The 14,819-nt window shown below is 66.3% G+C and carries 15 protein-coding genes; 8 read left to right on the top strand and 7 right to left on the bottom strand.

Annotated elements, in window-relative coordinates; genetic code table 11:
- The first annotated feature begins 27 nt into the window (after positions 1 to 27).
- Together PGN27_RS09855 and PGN27_RS09850 are read left to right on the top strand one after the other, a co-directional pair.
- Positions 28 to 408: an STAS domain-containing protein gene (locus PGN27_RS09855; protein WP_335325962.1), complete on the top strand. Its 381-nt coding sequence runs from the start codon at positions 28 to 30 to the stop codon at positions 406 to 408.
- Between the two features lie 33 nt (positions 409 to 441).
- The gene (locus PGN27_RS09850) at positions 442 to 888 is read left to right on the top strand and encodes an ATP-binding protein (protein WP_335325961.1); all 447 of its coding nucleotides are present in this window, start codon (positions 442 to 444) and stop codon (positions 886 to 888) included.
- On the opposite strand, the gene PGN27_RS09845 is transcribed toward PGN27_RS09850, so the two are convergent.
- Genes PGN27_RS09845 through PGN27_RS09835 form a run of 3 tightly spaced genes read right to left on the bottom strand, consistent with a single transcriptional unit; the run spans position 874 to position 4,108 of the window.
- Complete coding sequence (locus PGN27_RS09845; RefSeq protein ID WP_335325960.1) at positions 874 to 1,317, bottom strand: response regulator; 444 nt, start codon at positions 1,315 to 1,317, stop codon at positions 874 to 876. The two genes, PGN27_RS09850 and PGN27_RS09845, sit on opposite strands and share 15 nt — an antisense overlap.
- On the bottom strand, positions 1,314 to 2,897 hold the full coding sequence (locus tag PGN27_RS09840; protein ID WP_335325959.1) for a sensor histidine kinase: 1,584 nt from the start codon (positions 2,895 to 2,897) through the stop codon (positions 1,314 to 1,316). The genes PGN27_RS09845 and PGN27_RS09840 overlap by 4 nt, the downstream gene beginning before the upstream one ends.
- On the bottom strand, positions 2,894 to 4,108 hold the full coding sequence (locus PGN27_RS09835) for a PP2C family protein-serine/threonine phosphatase (protein ID WP_335325958.1): 1,215 nt from the start codon (positions 4,106 to 4,108) through the stop codon (positions 2,894 to 2,896). Before PGN27_RS09835 ends, PGN27_RS09840 begins: the two co-directional genes overlap by 4 nt.
- A gap of 264 nt (positions 4,109 to 4,372) precedes the next feature.
- Here PGN27_RS09835 and PGN27_RS09830 point away from each other — a divergent pair, with 264 nt between their 5' ends.
- The 3 genes from PGN27_RS09830 (at position 4,373) to PGN27_RS09820 (ending at position 7,526) form a co-directional block, all read left to right on the top strand.
- A complete protein-coding gene (locus tag PGN27_RS09830) occupies positions 4,373 to 5,032 on the top strand; it encodes a cysteine hydrolase family protein (RefSeq protein ID WP_335325957.1) in 660 nt (219 codons plus the stop codon).
- Between the two features lie 9 nt (positions 5,033 to 5,041).
- Positions 5,042 to 6,817 (top strand): MOSC domain-containing protein, encoded by a 1,776-nt coding sequence (locus tag PGN27_RS09825; protein WP_335325956.1) that lies wholly within the window; start codon positions 5,042 to 5,044, stop codon positions 6,815 to 6,817.
- 94 nt (positions 6,818 to 6,911) lie between these two features.
- Complete coding sequence (locus PGN27_RS09820; RefSeq protein WP_335325955.1) at positions 6,912 to 7,526, top strand: TetR/AcrR family transcriptional regulator; 615 nt, start codon at positions 6,912 to 6,914, stop codon at positions 7,524 to 7,526.
- A 9-nt stretch (positions 7,527 to 7,535) separates the two neighbouring features.
- Here PGN27_RS09820 and PGN27_RS09815 read toward each other — a convergent pair whose 3' ends face one another.
- The gene (locus PGN27_RS09815) at positions 7,536 to 8,636 is read right to left on the bottom strand and encodes a phosphotransferase (protein WP_335325954.1); all 1,101 of its coding nucleotides are present in this window, start codon (positions 8,634 to 8,636) and stop codon (positions 7,536 to 7,538) included.
- 49 nt (positions 8,637 to 8,685) lie between these two features.
- On the opposite strand from PGN27_RS09815, the gene PGN27_RS09810 reads away from it, so the two are divergent.
- Both PGN27_RS09810 and PGN27_RS09805 read left to right on the top strand, forming a co-directional pair.
- Positions 8,686 to 9,120 carry a nuclear transport factor 2 family protein gene (locus tag PGN27_RS09810; protein ID WP_335325953.1) on the top strand — a complete coding sequence of 145 codons (435 nt, stop codon included), beginning with the start codon at positions 8,686 to 8,688 and terminating at the stop codon, positions 9,118 to 9,120.
- Positions 9,087 to 10,160, top strand: coding sequence for a TIGR03857 family LLM class F420-dependent oxidoreductase (locus PGN27_RS09805; protein WP_418888580.1), 1,074 nt, complete (start codon positions 9,087 to 9,089; stop codon positions 10,158 to 10,160). The genes PGN27_RS09810 and PGN27_RS09805 overlap by 34 nt, the downstream gene beginning before the upstream one ends.
- A gap of 11 nt (positions 10,161 to 10,171) precedes the next feature.
- Here the strand turns inward: PGN27_RS09805 and PGN27_RS09800 are convergent, their stop codons facing one another.
- The 3 genes from PGN27_RS09800 to PGN27_RS09790 are packed head-to-tail and all read right to left on the bottom strand — an operon-like array spanning position 10,172 to position 13,515.
- Complete coding sequence (locus PGN27_RS09800; RefSeq protein WP_335325951.1) at positions 10,172 to 11,212, bottom strand: FecCD family ABC transporter permease; 1,041 nt, start codon at positions 11,210 to 11,212, stop codon at positions 10,172 to 10,174.
- Between the two features lie 8 nt (positions 11,213 to 11,220).
- Positions 11,221 to 12,273 carry an iron chelate uptake ABC transporter family permease subunit gene (locus PGN27_RS09795; RefSeq protein ID WP_335325950.1) on the bottom strand — a complete coding sequence of 351 codons (1,053 nt, stop codon included), beginning with the start codon at positions 12,271 to 12,273 and terminating at the stop codon, positions 11,221 to 11,223.
- A gap of 15 nt (positions 12,274 to 12,288) precedes the next feature.
- Positions 12,289 to 13,515 carry an MFS transporter gene (locus tag PGN27_RS09790; RefSeq protein ID WP_335328690.1) on the bottom strand — a complete coding sequence of 409 codons (1,227 nt, stop codon included), beginning with the start codon at positions 13,513 to 13,515 and terminating at the stop codon, positions 12,289 to 12,291.
- A 164-nt stretch (positions 13,516 to 13,679) separates the two neighbouring features.
- On the opposite strand from PGN27_RS09790, the gene PGN27_RS09785 reads away from it, so the two are divergent.
- The gene (locus PGN27_RS09785) at positions 13,680 to 14,780 is read left to right on the top strand and encodes an iron-siderophore ABC transporter substrate-binding protein (protein ID WP_335325949.1); all 1,101 of its coding nucleotides are present in this window, start codon (positions 13,680 to 13,682) and stop codon (positions 14,778 to 14,780) included.
- Positions 14,781 to 14,819: the final 39 nt, after the last annotated feature.

The raw sequence follows: 14,819 nt of genomic DNA, 5'->3' as shown, positions 1-14,819 counted from the left end.
GGTGGGTAAAGATGTTCGGAGGTATCGATGAGTAGCCAGCAAGACCCCAGTCCCAGCCGTGCAGCGGCTGTCGGCGAGGTCGAGGAACGTCGTGTCGGCGATATCAGCGTGGTTGCTGTGAGCGGAACGGTCGACATGTTGACGGCTCCGAAGCTGGAAGCGGCCATCGCGGCAGCGGCGCAGAGCTCGCCGTCGGCGGTCGTCGTCGATTTCACCGCCGTGGAGTTCCTGGCGTCCGCCGGGATGGGAGTCCTGGTCGCGGCTCACGGTGACCTCTCGCCGGGCGTGAAACTGAGCGTGGTGGCCGACGGACCGGCGACCAGCCGACCGCTGAAATTGGTGGGCATCGCCGATATCGTCGACCTCTACGCCACGCTGGACGAAGCGCTGGCAGCGTTGCAGAGTTAGAAAAGTCGGCGAACGGGTAGCCAGCAGTCCGACATGACAGAGCAAGGCGCCTCCGCTAGCTTCGCCAAGGTCGGCGTCCCCGCCGATCCGCAACTCGCCGCCCAGGTGCGGGAGGAGTTCGCGGCGTGGTTACGGGATCATTTTCAGCTGGATCCGGAGAAGTCGAGCGACGTGCTCCTGGCGGTCTATGAAGCGTTGGCCAATGCCGCCGAGTTCGCCTATGTCGGCGCACCGGAGCCAGGTCGCATGCACATGCACGCCGCCTTCGATTCCGGCGACGGCAGTCTGCAGGTCACGATCACCGATGAGGGTGTGTGGCGGACGAAAGACGAGACCATGGTCGATTCCGCGCGCGGGCGGGGGCTACCGCTGATCCACGCGCTCAGCGACCGAGCCGAAATCGACACCACTCCGACCGGCACCAGCGTCCGGTTGGAGTGGGATCACATCACCCCCAACCACAGCTCAGAACTGCGGTAGCCGCACCACCTGGACGAAGAACTCGTCGATCTGCCGCACCGCGCTCATGAACTGGTCCAGGTCCACCGGTTTGGTCACGTAGGCGTTGGCGTGCAGCTTGTAGCTGCGCAGGATGTCCTCCTCGGCCGAGGACGTCGTGAGAACCACGATCGGGATGTGGCACAGACTCTCGTCGTTCTTGATCTGCTCCAGCAGCTGCCGACCGTCGTACTTGGGCAGGTTGAGGTCGAGCAGGATCAGATCCGGCCGCGGCGCATCGGCGTACTCGCCGCGTCGGTAGAGGAAGTCCAGCCCCTCCTGACCGTCGTGCGCTACGTGCAGATTGTTCTTGATCTTGTTGTGCTCGAACGCTTCCCGTGTGATCAGTTCGTCACCCGGGTCGTCCTCCACCAACAGGATGTCGATTGCGCGCCCCTCGGGTAGCTTCATCGGTTGGTTCCTTCCAACTGGGCATCTGGCGCCCTGCCGGGCGCCAGATTGGGTTCGGTGACCGGAGTCTTGGGCAGGGTGAAGACGAAGCGGGTGCCGTCGGTGTAGTCGGTATCGATGCCGATGGTGCCGCCGTGATGCTCGATGATTTTCTTGCACAACGCCAAACCGATGCCGGTGCCCGCATACGCGTCGCGGCCGTGCAGGCGCTGGAAGATGACGAACACCTTCTCGATGAACTCGGCGCTGATCCCGATACCGTTGTCCGACACGGTGAAAACCCAATTCTCGGCATTCTCACCGGTACCTTCGTGGCACTCGATCAGTACCCGGGGCGTGACCCCGTCGCGATGGAATTTCACGGCGTTGCCGATGAGGTTCTGCCACACCATGGTCAGCAGCGTCGGGTCGCCGTCGATGGTGGGCAGCGGTTCGTTCGGGCGGACGATCGCGGCGCCGGACTCCTCGATGGTGCTGCTGAGGTTGTGCATCGCGGCGTCCACGGTGGCATCCAACGCGACCTCGGTGATGGTGGCGTTGAGCCGGCCGACCCGAGAGAAGGTCAGCAGATCGTTGATGAGGATCTGCATCCGTTTCGCACCGTCTACGGCGAAAGCGATGTATTCGGTTCCCCGTTCGTCGAGTTTGTCGCCGTAGCGCTTCTCCAGCAGTTGGCAGAAAGAGGCCACCTTGCGTAGCGGTTCCTGAAGGTCGTGGGATGCGACGTAGGCGAACTGCTCCAGCTCGGCGTTGGAACGCCGCAATTCGTCGGCCTGTTCGTCAAGGGCGCTGCGGGCGGCACGGGAAATCTCCAGCTCGTCGACGATGCGCTGGCGCATGTTCTCGACGTCGGTGGCCATCGCACGGATATCCCTGGGCCCACTCGGGATGATGCGTTCAGCGAAGTTGCCCTCGGTGATCCGTCGGCACGCCGCGGCCAGTTGCGACAACGGTCGGTTCACCGCCGCGCGCATGACCACCGCCAGCAGCACCGCGGTGGTGACGAACGCCAGGATCATGGCCACCAGGGTGGCGTCGCGCCACTGGCGGATCTGCTCCAGGTGGGCAAGGCCGGCCTCCCTGGCTTCGCTCAGATGATCGTTCTGAACGGCGAACAACGAGCGCAGCCGATCGAAGAGGGCCTTGCCCTCCTCGATCCCGGCCTCTTCGGTGGCCCGGGTCGGCGCCGCACTGGCCAGTAGGGGATCGGCGTATTCGACACGCCAAGTCTGCGCGGCGGCCTCGATGTTGTCGAGGTCGTCGAGCAGGTCCGGATACTCGCCGATGGTGTCCCGGATCTCCTCCACGGCGGCGGCCTCGGCGGTACGGCCGTCGTTGTAGGGGTCCAGGAAGCGGCGGTCGGCGGTGATCAGGTAGCCCCGGACGGCGGTCTCCTGGTCGCGCAGTGCGGCCTGGAGTTGGTAGGCCGCGACGCGGGCGGGCTGGACGCCGTCGCGAAGCCGGTTGGACACCTTGTCGGCCTGGCTCACCAGGATCGTCGTAGCCACCGCGCAGGCCAGCACGGCGGTACCGATGACCGCGAGCACCAGGTTCTGCCAACCCTGAACCGTCAGCTTCATGTCCGTGATCGCTCCACTCGGATGACGGCGATGTCGTCGGTGAGGCCGCCGTGTTGCTGCGCGCGGGCCTCCGCATGTTCGATGAGTGCCTCGACGAACTCGGCATCGGGCAGGGCGGCCAGGGAACGCGCGATGGAGAGCAGCCCCTGTTCGCCGAGCCGCTCCTCGCCAGGACCGGAATGCCCTTCGAAGAGGCCGTCGGTCAACAGCAGCAGTCCGTGATCCTCGGGCAGCTGATATTCGTTGACCGGCCATTCGGTGGCACCCAGACCGAGCGCCTTACCCGCGACGGGCTCGAGCCACTCCACCGTGCCGCCGCCCTGCAGCAACATTCCGGGATGGCCGGCGCGGAGGATGGTGAACGCCCCGGTATCCGGTTCGAGGGCCACGCTCGACAACGTGGCGAAGATGCCCTTGTGTGGGCGTTCGCTGACCAGGATGCGGTCCAATTCGCGCATTCTTTCGTTTCCGCGCAATCCGGCGAACGTGAGGGCCCGCCAGCCGATACGCAGCGCTACGCCGAGGGCGGCTTCGTCGGGGCCGTGACCCGCGACATCGCCGATCATGACGTGCACGGTTCTGTTGGGGGTCTGTACGACGTCGAAGAAGTCGCCTCCTACCAGGGCGTCCTGGCGACTGGGGCGGGATCGGGTGACGATGCTGACCCCCGGTGAGTCCAGCAGGACGGGCGAGGGGAGCAGGCCGCGCTCCAGCCGGGCGTTCTCCATGGCGCGCATCTGGCTGGCGTGCAGGTCGACGGTGGCGATCTCGGCGCGCTTGCGCTCGATGGCGTAGAGCACCGCGCGCCGCAGCATCTCCGGGTCCACACGGTCTTTGACCAGGTAGTCCTGTGCGCCGGAGGTCATCGCGTTGACTCCGAAGTGCTCATCGGAGTGCCCGGTGAGCACGATGATCGGGATCGACGAGTCCAGGCTGCCGATGCGATGAACGGCGTCCATGCCGTTGGCGTCGGGCAAGTTCAGGTCGAGAAGTATGCAGTCCGGTCGATTCTGGGCGACAGCGCGTTCGGCATCGCCGATCGACTGCGACCAGTTGAACTGGAATCCGGCGCCGGCATCTTCGATCAGCTCCTCGACGAGCAACGCGTCGCCACGGTCATCCTCGACCAGTAGCAGGGACAACGGCGCTCGCCCTATAGGCGAGGCAACATTGAGCCCGGGTGAAGCCAGCGGACGCTGCGGTGCGGGCATGAAAGGTGAACGTCCCCCACCTGAGGCCCCGGCCCCGGTCTCGCTGAATCTCCTGCTTACTGACAACACTCATGACCCTACCCATAAGTCACCCCACAGGGACGCCAGGCTGATCTTGTTCGTCGCTGATTGGCCGAACACGCTCGTCGACGGTGCGGTCACCCGCCAGGGGCCACGAGCTGTGAGAATCGGACGAGCCGACGCGCTTCGGCGCGTAGCGTTCGACCGGTCGATCCGTCCAGATCCACACCCCAGGAGCTACCGGTGCACTATCGCCCCGACGACACCGCCGTGGTCGTCATCGACCCGCAGAACGATGTCCTGAGCCCGGCGGGGAAGAACTGGGCTGTGCTCGGCGCAAGCGTCACCGAGAACGATGTGGTGGCACACCTCGCGCAGATTCTCGGTACCGCCCGGGACAACGGTTTCGGAGTGTTCGTCTCACCGCACTACTTCTATCCGCACGACCACCGCTGGGCTTTCAATGGACCGCTGGAGGATGACGAGTTGAGCTCGGGCACCTTCGGCCGCACCGGGGTGCTGAACCTGGAGGGCCTGGCGGGCTCGGGTGCCGACTGGGTCGCCGAGCTCGCACCGTTCATCGAGGACGCGGCGACCACCGTGGTCAGTCCGCACAAGGTGTGGGGTCCGCAGACCAACGATCTGGTTCTGCAGTTGCGCAAGCGGCGAGTGCAGCGGGTGATCCTGTGCGGGATGCTCGCCAACATATGCGTCGAGTCGCATCTGCGAGATCTGCTGGAGCAGGGTTTCGAGGTTGCCGTCGTCCGCGATGCGACCGCCGGTCCGCGACATCCGGTGCGTGGTGACGGATATCAGGCCGCACTGGTGAATTTCGCCTATCTCGCGCATGCGGTACCGGACACCGCCGAGATCGTGGCGGCGATGGCACGCCGGCAGGGTTGATGGCCCGTCATGCCGGACACCGCGCGGGATCCGAGGTTGGTGTCGATCAATGTCGGTATGCCCCAGGATGTGCCGTGGCAGGGCAGGGTTGTGAGAACCGCGGTGTACAAGACGCCGGTGTCTGGGCCGGTCACGGTGCGCAGGTTCAATATCGACGGTGATGGGCAGGGTGACCTGGTCGGGCACGGTGGCGAACAGCGTGCGGTCCTGGTGTATCAGCTCGGATCATATGAGCACTGGTCGACGGTGCTGGATCGAGATGACTTGCGGCCGGGGCATTTCGGTGAGAACTTCACGGTCTCGGGCCTCGCCGACGACGAGGTGTGCATCGGGGACAGATTCCGCGTCGGGGCGGTGGTGCTGGAGGTCACCCAACCGCGGGTCACCTGCTACCGCGTCGGGCTCCGACTCGGTGAGCCACGCATGGCGGCGCTGCTGGTCGCCGACCGCCGCCCGGGTTTCTACTGCCGCGTCATCGAGGAGGGCGAGGTGCAGGCCGGGCAGCTGATCACCAAGGTCGCTGCCGATCCCGAGCAGGTGTCGGTGGCCGAGATCGATGCCCTGCTCTACCTTCCCGGCCATTCCCCCGAACTGCTCGCGCGGGCGCTGCGGATCCCTGCGCTGAGCCCGGGTTGGCAACGGTCACTGCGCGCGCTCGCCGAGCGGGCCGAGCAGCGGCCCCATTCCACCGGTAACCCCGGCCTGACCTCGGCCGCGGCTTCGCCCCAGGCATGGACCGGGTTCCGTGGACTCACGGTGCGCACCCTGGAACCTGCGGGCGCCGATATCGTCGTGCTGACGTTGGGCGATCGCGACGGGGACACACTGCCGGTATGGCGGCCGGGGCAATACATCACCGTGCGCCTGATGCCGCAGGTCGGGCCGCCGGTCATCCGCAGCTATTCACTGTCCAATCTGCCGGGGTCATCGGAGTTCCGAGTCGCCGTCAAACGCCTCACCGGTGGCGCAGCCGGGGAATACCTGCACACTCGGGTGGGGGTGGGCGATGTCGTGGATGTGGCCGCGCCGCGTGGTGCGTTCAGCCTCAACGACGGTGCGGACCCGGTGGTGCTGCTGTCGGCCGGTATCGGTGTGACACCACTGTTGTCGATGCTGCATATGCTCGCCGAACACCGTTCGGCGCGCGAGATCTGGTGGATTCACGGGTCGCGTGACGGTGGGGAACACGTCTTCGCCGAGGAGATCCGGACGTTGATCGAGCGACTGCTCGGTGCGCACAGCCACACGTTCTACAGCCGCCCGGGTGCGTCGGATCGTCTGGGTGTCGACTATGACGGCGCCGGACGGATATCCGTGGAAACACTGCGCGGACTGGGTGTTCCGCTGAGCGGAGACATATATGCCTGTGGTCCAACCGGTTTCATGAAGGATCTGGTGGCCGGACTGGAGCAATTCGGTGTCGGCACCGGGCGATTGCGCACCGAGACCTTCGGCGCCGCCGCCGCGGTCAATCCCGGCGTGGCGGGGGTGGGGTCGGTCGGTGTGCACCCGCCCGCCGAGACCGGCTCGGGTCCTGCGGTGTCCTTCGCCCGTAGCGCGTTGACCGTGCCCTGGAGTCGGCGTTACAACAGTCTGCTGGAGATCGCCGAGGCCTGTGACGTGCCGACCAGATGGTCATGTCGCACCGGGGTCTGCCACACCTGCGAAACGGGCCTGCTCGCCGGTGAGGTCAGCTATGACCCGGACCCGCTCGAACCACCCGCCGACGGAAATGTGTTGCCGTGCTGCGCGCGCCCGGTCGGGGCTGTGGTGCTGGACATGTAGAGCCGGTGCGCAGCGCGCTCGCTCCGTCCGCGGGGTCGTGGCAGGTGGCTAGAATCTCGCGGATGTATCTCTGCAGAACCGTCCAGGTGAGGCGATGAGCACCGAGTCGCGCCGTTCGCAGCGGCAACGCGTCGAGGAGTCCTCGCGCCGACTTGCCGAAGCCGCAATCGAACTCATCGCCGAGAAGGGATACAACAACGCGACAGCCCAGGAGATCGGCATCAGGGCGGGCTACAGCCGGGCCATGGTGCGCGAACGGTTCGGGTCCAAGGAGGCGTTGCTGGAGACGGTGCTCCAGGAGTACGAGCGGCGCATCGAGGTCGGGCCCGAGCCGGATGCATCGGGTCTGCAGAGAGTGCTCGCACCGGTGATGGCGCTGCGTGAATTCGCCGCAGAGGACCCACGGTTGTTGCGCGCGGCGCTGACGCTGAATTTCGAGGCCTTGCATGACCACGACATCCTCCGGCCGCGCATCGAGGGATGGCTCGCGCGGACGCGCACCGGACTTCGCCAGGCGATTCTCGACGGGCAGGCTGATGGTTCGGTGGCGCCGGACTGTGACGCCGACGAGATCGCATCGGAGCTGACCGCCGCAGCCATCGGATACTCCTATGCGTGGCTGCTGAATCCGGAATCGACGGATTTCGTCGAGACGTTGAGTCGTCTGCACGACCGATTGTTCACACGGCTGACGGACGGTCATCGATGACTGCGGCGATCAGCCGATCACGGCGCGGACCGCGCTGACCGCATCGCAGTCGGCGATGATCGCAACGCTGCGCTCCATCAGAACCTGCAAAAGTTCTCGCCCGCGGTCGTTGACGTTGTCCCAGGACATCATCGCTGCCAGCGGCAACGCGATCTGTATGACCGTGGCGATCTGGAACTGTTGCCAGGCCTGGTCGAACGGGTAGTCGATACCCAGTCCCGCCAGGGTGCTGAGGTAATGGCGGACCAGTTCGATTTCCCGCCCGTCCCGTTCCGCCGGCGACATACCTTGGCCCACAAGGTAGGCGACATCCCAGATGCCGCATCCGCGACCGGCGAACTGGAAATCGACGGTGACATGTGAGCCATCGTCGGCGAAGAACAGGTTGTCGGCGCGCAGGTCACCGTTGACCAGCGTCGTGGGCGTGGTGAGTGCCGACAGCAGGTGGGGTGCCGACGTGGTGTAGTCGTCGATCAACGTCGCGAGATCGGCCGGCACATCGGCGCGGCCATGCCGGGCGAACACCGCCCAACCGGCGGCGGTGCCTGCGCTGAAGAGGCCGGCCATCCGCGCGTCATCGAGGTTCAGGAAGGCTGGGTGGCGGGTGGCCTGGGGCGTCGTATCCCAACCCCAGGCATGGAAGCGGGCCGTTTCTGCAAGCACTGCACGGGCCCGGTCGAAACTCAATCCGACCACCTGGTCGGCATTTTCGAGAGCGCCTACGTCCTCCATGACGATGACGAACTCGCCGGTGGCGGAATCGAACTCGGCGGCGTGCGCGCGTGGGGAGCGCAGGGGCGCCGACGTGGTGACCTCGTTGTAGAACGTCACCTCTCGCTCGTAGAGCCGGATCGAGGCGGCCAGTAGCTGGTAATCGGGGTAGTCGGTGGGGAACTTGGCGATCACGCTGGCCGGGCCCGCGCCGTCGAGAACGAGGTGCACCCGGTACAGGAACGATGCGAAGCCGACGCCCTCGGCGATGCGCTGCGCGCGCAGATCGGTGACGCGTGTACCCGGTGCGATGGCACCGGATGCCGTGAGGATCTCGATGAGCCAGTCCGTCGTCAGCTCGGATGCCGCGCGCGGGAAGAGCGATGTAATCGAGGTCATATTCGAAATCTAGTTGTTAACTTGTGTGCAAGCAAGTAAAAATGTGGTCATGGTTACACCACAGCCGACCGCGCCGACACCGAGTGCGCCGATGGCCGATCCGCGCAGCATCGTTGAGCTATACAACTTCGAGCTGTGGAATGCACAGAACTACGCCATCGGCGAGCAGATCATCGGTGATCGGATCATCCGGAACACACCGGGTGGGCGCACCGTGCTGACCCATGACGAGGCGGTCCAGCGGGTGCGCGATCTGTGGGCGAGCGTGCAGAGTGTGCACTTCACACTGCCGCATATCGTCGCCGACGATGAGCTGTGTTCGATTGTCTACCAAGCGGACATCGTCAATCGCGACGGAACATGCGATGTCATCTCATCGATCGAGGTCTACCGGGTCGTCGCGGGACGCATCGTCGAGGTATGGAATCCCTGCATCTACGACCATGACCGATGGCCCGAACTCGCCGAGGAGGCAACGCTGTGACCGTGACCCAGATACCCGAGCTGGGCTTCTACACCCTTGGCGGGCAGCCGGAATCACCGCGCGTGATGATCGACGAGATCCGCCGCGCCGAAGAACTGGGGCTCGGCCACGTATTCATCTCCGAGCGCTTCAACACCAAGGAGGCGTGCACCCTGTCCGGGGCCGCGGCCGCGGTGTCCGACCGGATCGGCATCGCCACCGGCGCCACCAATCACAACACCCGACACCCCATCGTCACCGCCGCCTACGCGCTCACCATGTCGCGCCTCAGCGAGGGCCGCTTCACCCTCGGTATCGGCCGGGGTGTGCCGCCACTGCAGGATGCGTTCGGGATGTCGCGCATCACCACCGCGCAGATGGAGGACTTCGTCGGGGTGATGCGCCGACTGTTCCGGGGTGAGACCATCGTCGGCCACGAGGGCCCGATGGGCAGGTTTCCGTTGCTGCGGCTCGGCCAGGACTACGACGTCGACATCCCGATGGGCATGGTCGCCTTCGCGCCGAACTCCCTGGAACTGGGCGGTCGCGTCATGGATCAGGTCATCCTGCACACCTTCTTCACCGACGAGACACTGGCGCGCTGCGTGAAGACGGTGAAATCCGCGGCCGAGCGGGCCGGCCGAAACCCGGACGACGTGAAGGTGTGGTCATGCCTGGCGACCATCGGGGACCACCTTCCCGAGGAGATGCGGCTGCGTAAGCTCGTCGGCCGATTGGCCACCTACCTGCAGGCCTACGGCGACCTGCTGGTGCGGACCAATCAATGGGATCCCGCTGTCCTGCAGCGCTTTCGCGATGACGAGGTGGTGCAGAGCTTCTACGTCGGTGGGCTGCAGGCGATCGACAGCCCCACCACCCCCGTCGAGAAACTCGAGCATATTGCGACCTTGCTGCCCCCGGAGTGGACGGCACCGGCGGCCACCGGAAGTCCGCAGGAGTGCGTCACCACCATTCGTGAGCAACTGGCGCTCGGTGCCGACGGGGTGATCCTGCACGGCGCCACGCCGACGGAGCTGGAGCCGATCCTCGCGGCGTACTGATACCGCCGGTGTCAGCCCGACTGCCTGATCAGCAGCCACACCAGATACGCGCCGCCGATACCCCAGGTGATCACGCCGACCGGCAGTTGGCCGGGCAGCAGGTGCTGGGCCGCGGCATCGGAGGCGGCCAGGATCGCCGCGCCCATCGCCGCCGACGGGGCCAGCCGCAGCCCTCCGCCGCGGGTGATCTGGGCGGCCAGTTGCGGTGCGGCCAGCGCCACGAAGCTGATGGGTCCGGTGAAAGCGGTTGCCATGGCGACGCATCCAACACCGACGGCCAGCATCAGCACCCGCGTGGCCTCCATGCGCAGGCCGAGCGCGGCGGCGACGTCATCGCCAAGCTGCGCCACCGGCATCCGCCGGGCGATCATGGCAATCGGCACGACCAACACGGCAGTTCCGGCGAGGACCACCAGAACTTGGCCGTTGGTGACATTGGCGAGGGTGCCCGCACCCCATGCCGCGGCCGATATGGCGACCTGCAGATTGGCCTTGAGGATCATCCAGGTGTTGACCGCCTCGATCATGATCGCGACCGCCACGCCCACGATGATCAGCCGGAAACCGGCGATACCGCGTTTGAAGGCAAGCAGATACACGATGGCGGCGGTCGCGAAGCCGCCGGCGACCGCGCCGACGGCGAGGAGCGCGCTCGAGTGCGCACCGACGAACAGGATCACCACGAGCGCGCCGAAGTAGCAACCCGAATTGAAGCCGATGACATCGGGACTACCCAGCGCATTCTTGGTGAGCGATTGGAAGATGGCACCCGAGATACCCAGCAGCGCACCGAGTATCAGCGCCATCAACACCCGCGGCGCTCGCCACTCGCGGACCACCACGATGTCGAACGGTGCCCCGCTGCCGAACACCGCGCGCAGCACGTCCCATGGAGCGATGTCGTAATCGCCGGCACCGAGGCTGAAGATCGACACCACGAGCGCCGCGAGAATCAGCACGGCGGTGGTGACCACGGAGATGACGTCGATGCGTAGGTTTCGCCATCTCAACGTGGGGCGCCCGAAATCGACGTGATCGGTCCCCGTAGTCACGGGCGGGGTCACGGTTGGATCGCCGTCTTGCGCCGGACCAACCAGATCAGGGCGGGTGCGCCCAGGAATGCGCTGACGATCCCGACGGGCAGTTCCGCCGGGCGCAACGCAATCCGGCCGAGGACGTCCGCGGCCAGCACCAGCGCAGGGGCCGCGATCGCCGAGATGAGCAGGATCCACCGTTGGTTCGCGCCGACTAGCCAGCGGGCGATGTGCGGGATCATCAGCCCCACGAAGACAATCGGGCCGGCCGCGGCGGCCGCCGCGCCGCACAGCAAGGTGATGGCGATGAGGCCGAGGGTGCGCGTCCGGGCCAGCTGAGTACCCAGTGCGCGCGCCATATCGTCACCGAGGGCGATCGCGTCCAACCCACGGGCCACCGATGCGGTGATCGCCAGTCCGACGAGGACGAACGGCAGCACCGCGATGGTGACATCCCAGCCGCGTCCGGCGATCGATCCGGCGTCCCAGGCGCGCATCTGGTCGAATGCCGACGGGTTCAACAGGGTCAGGGCCAAGGTGAACGCGGTGAAGACGGCGCCGATGGCGATTCCGGACAACGTCAGCCGGATCGGTGTCGCGCCCCAGCGCCCCGAGCGGCCGATGGCGTAGACCATCGCCATGGCCACGGCGGATCCGATGAGTGCGAACCACAGGTATTGGTGGATGGACCGCAACCCGAACACGCCGACCGCAACTGCCACGCTGAACATCGAGCCGGGGGTGATGCCCAACACGACGGGATCGGCCAGCGGATTGCGGGTGACGGCCTGGATCATCGCGCCGCCGACGCCGATCGCCACGCCGACCACCAGGCCCAGCACCGTTCGGGGAATGCGGGCCGCACGGACCACGACTTCGTTGTCGGATCCCTGGTAGTCGAAAAGCGCCCGCATGACCGTCGATATCGGGATGTCGCGGGTGCCGACGGCGGCGCTGGCGATACAGGCGAGAAGCAGGACGAGACAGAAGACGGCCAGCCAGGCCAGGCGAGTCCGGGTGTTCGTGGCGCGCGATTCCCGCGCGACGGGGGACGGGGACTGGACGGCTTCAGCACTCATCGGCGTGACAGCCCGTCATGTCCGGTCATCCAGCGGATGGTCGAGTTCATCGCGGCCCAGCCGGGCGGCGAGGTGCGCGATCACCGCGAACACCACCGGTGCCACGCCCGCGACGATGAACACACCGGTCGTCCCGATCAGATGCGCGGCGGGGACCGCCAGCGCCAGCGACGCCGGCATCATCACCAGGCTCACGAAGAAGTCCAGACTTGAGGCGCGGCCGAGCATCTCGGCCGGCACGCGCCGCTGCAGCAGCGTTCCCCAGATGACCTGACCCGCTTCGGAAGTGGCGCCGACAACCACCATCACCGCGGCGATCATCCAGATCGCGTCGGTGTAGCCGATCAGGGCAAGCGGCAGCGCGCCCAATCCCCACAGCACCAGCATGACGGTGATGTAGCGGCGTGGCAGTGGGCGCGAGGCCACCAGCAGCGCGCCCACCGCGCCGGCCACCCCGAACACCGCCAGCACGGTCGCGTGATGTCCAGGGGCCCCGCCGATATCGCGGATCACGAAAGGCAACAGCACCTCGATGGGGCCGACGACGACGAGCACATTGCCCACGGCGAACAACAGTGTCGCGAAGAACCACTTGGTGCGATACATGTAGCGCAAGCCGGCCAGCAGATCACCCAGCGCCGATTCCGGTTCGTCGTCCTCGCCGTCGGGGGCGATGGCCGAAGGAGGCCTGATGAACCCGAGGATGATCGCGGCGAGCACGAACATCGCGCCCTGGGTCAGGATCGCCCACCCTGGCGACCACAGTTGCACCAGGAGCGCTCCGATTGCGGGGCCGAGCGCGAATTGCAGGCCGGGACGCAAGACCCCTTCGATCCCGTTGGCGGCCAGCAGTTCCTCCGGCGCCAAGATGGTCGGCAACAGCGCGGTGTAGGCGGGGATGTAGAACCCCTCGGCGATCCCGAACGCGAAGCCGGCCAACGCCAGATGCCAGATCTGAACCTCCTCGCCGACGGCGAGGACGCCGACAATGATCAGCAGCGCCGCCTGCACCCACAGCGAGGCGCGCATGACGACCAGTTTGGGTAGCCGGTCGGCTGCCACCCCGGCAGGCAGCACACTGACCAGCAAGCCCGCGCTGAACATCGTCATCACGATCGCCGCTTGCCCGGCACCGCCTCCCATCGCGATGACCTGCCACACCAGCGCGACCGACCACAGCCCGTTGCCCAGCAGGGTGGTCGAGAGCCCGAGTGTGAGCAGGCGGTAGTCGCGGTTGCGCAGTGGCCGCAGTGCACGGGGCAGGTATGAGATCTGCGCATCGCGGTCGTCAGGCACCCGGACAGGCTAGCGGTCGGAGGCGTCCGGATGGTGCGCCCGTACCGCTTGAACCGGCCACCTGTGCGAGGTTAGGCTCACCAAATTCGACCATCGGAGGAACTTTTGTGATGACCATCGCGGCAACCATGCCCGAGCGACAGACCAGCACGGACCGCCGTGGCGGCAAGCGGGCGCGCGGCCGGGTATTGATGCTCTTCGTGATGTTGTTCGCCCTGGTCGCTGCCGGTTGCTCGAGCAGCCGAACCGACTCCTCGACCACCTCGGCCCAGCAGTCGGGGTCCTACCCGGTCACCATCGACCATCGCTACGGCAGCACCACGCTTGAGCAGAAGCCCAGCCGCGTCGTGGTGATCGGGCTGCAGGAGCAGGACACCCTGATCGCACTCGGGACCGTGCCTGTCGCCGTCATGACCTGGGACGGATACTTCACCACCGGCGTGCTCGGCCCGTGGTCGAAGGACCTGCTCGGGGACCGGCAGGCGCCCGCCGAGTTGTCCTTCGCCGCCGACGGTGCGCCGCCGTACGAGGAGATCGCCAACCTCAAACCCGATCTGATCGTCGGCCTGTACTCCGACCTGACCGATACGCAGTACGCGCGCCTTTCGCAGATCGCGCCGACGTTGGCCCAGCCGAAGGACACCAACGATTACGCCGCGACCTGGGAACAGATCACCCCCATCCTCGCGCAGGCTCTCGACGAAAAGGCCAAGGGTGACCAGCTGCTGGCCCAGACCCGCGAGAAGATCGCCGAGACCAAGTCCACCTACCCGCAATTCGAGGGCAAGACCGGGCTGTCGGTCTACCGCAATGAGGACGGTTACAGCGTCTCCGCGGCGACCGATCCGCGCGGCCAATTCCTGCAGATGCTCGGTTTCACCCAGTCCGCTGCTGTCAAGGACGCGCTGGGCGAGAACTTCGACGCCACCATCAGTTTCGAGCGCGCCGACCTGATCGATGCCGATGTTCTGGTCTGGGAGCCCAAGGATGTCCCGGCGCTGAAGGCCGAACTGGCCGCTGACCCGATCTTCTCCCGGCTGCGGGTCGCCCGCGAAGACCGTTCGGTTTTCATCCAGGGCGGCTCCGACGCCAGCTGCGCCTACTACTTCGCCTCGGTGCTGTCGATCCCGTACCTGTTGGATCGGCTGGCCCCGCAGCTCGCCGTGGCACTCGACGGCAACCCGGACACCGTCCCGGCAATCGTCAGCTGACCCCACACACCGCGAACGCAGTGCGCCGACCGCGGGCCG

Source organism: Mycolicibacterium neoaurum, from assembly GCF_036946495.1.
Classification (GTDB): Bacteria; Actinomycetota; Actinomycetes; order Mycobacteriales; family Mycobacteriaceae; genus Mycobacterium; species Mycobacterium neoaurum_B.
This window is presented reverse-complemented; position numbering and strand designations above follow the sequence as displayed.

What these genes read in the sequence shown, in the direction of transcription:
- PGN27_RS09855 (WP_335325962.1), top strand. Translation starts at nt 28, where the DNA reads ATGAGTAGCCAGCAAGACCCCAGTCCCAGCCGTGCAGCGGCTGTCGGC.
- PGN27_RS09850 (WP_335325961.1), top strand. Translation starts at nt 442, where the DNA reads ATGACAGAGCAAGGCGCCTCCGCTAGCTTCGCCAAGGTCGGCGTCCCC.
- PGN27_RS09845 (WP_335325960.1), bottom strand. Translation starts at nt 1,317, where the DNA reads ATGAAGCTACCCGAGGGGCGCGCAATCGACATCCTGTTGGTGGAGGAC.
- PGN27_RS09840 (WP_335325959.1), bottom strand. Translation starts at nt 2,897, where the DNA reads ATGAAGCTGACGGTTCAGGGTTGGCAGAACCTGGTGCTCGCGGTCATC.
- PGN27_RS09835 (WP_335325958.1), bottom strand. Translation starts at nt 4,108, where the DNA reads ATGCCCGCACCGCAGCGTCCGCTGGCTTCACCCGGGCTCAATGTTGCC.
- PGN27_RS09825 (WP_335325956.1), top strand. Translation starts at nt 5,042, where the DNA reads ATGCCGGACACCGCGCGGGATCCGAGGTTGGTGTCGATCAATGTCGGT.
- PGN27_RS09820 (WP_335325955.1), top strand. Translation starts at nt 6,912, where the DNA reads ATGAGCACCGAGTCGCGCCGTTCGCAGCGGCAACGCGTCGAGGAGTCC.
- PGN27_RS09815 (WP_335325954.1), bottom strand. Translation starts at nt 8,636, where the DNA reads ATGACCTCGATTACATCGCTCTTCCCGCGCGCGGCATCCGAGCTGACG.
- PGN27_RS09810 (WP_335325953.1), top strand. Translation starts at nt 8,686, where the DNA reads ATGGTTACACCACAGCCGACCGCGCCGACACCGAGTGCGCCGATGGCC.
- PGN27_RS09805 (WP_418888580.1), top strand. Translation starts at nt 9,087, where the DNA reads ATGGCCCGAACTCGCCGAGGAGGCAACGCTGTGACCGTGACCCAGATA.
- PGN27_RS09795 (WP_335325950.1), bottom strand. Translation starts at nt 12,273, where the DNA reads ATGAGTGCTGAAGCCGTCCAGTCCCCGTCCCCCGTCGCGCGGGAATCG.
- PGN27_RS09785 (WP_335325949.1), top strand. Translation starts at nt 13,680, where the DNA reads ATGACCATCGCGGCAACCATGCCCGAGCGACAGACCAGCACGGACCGC.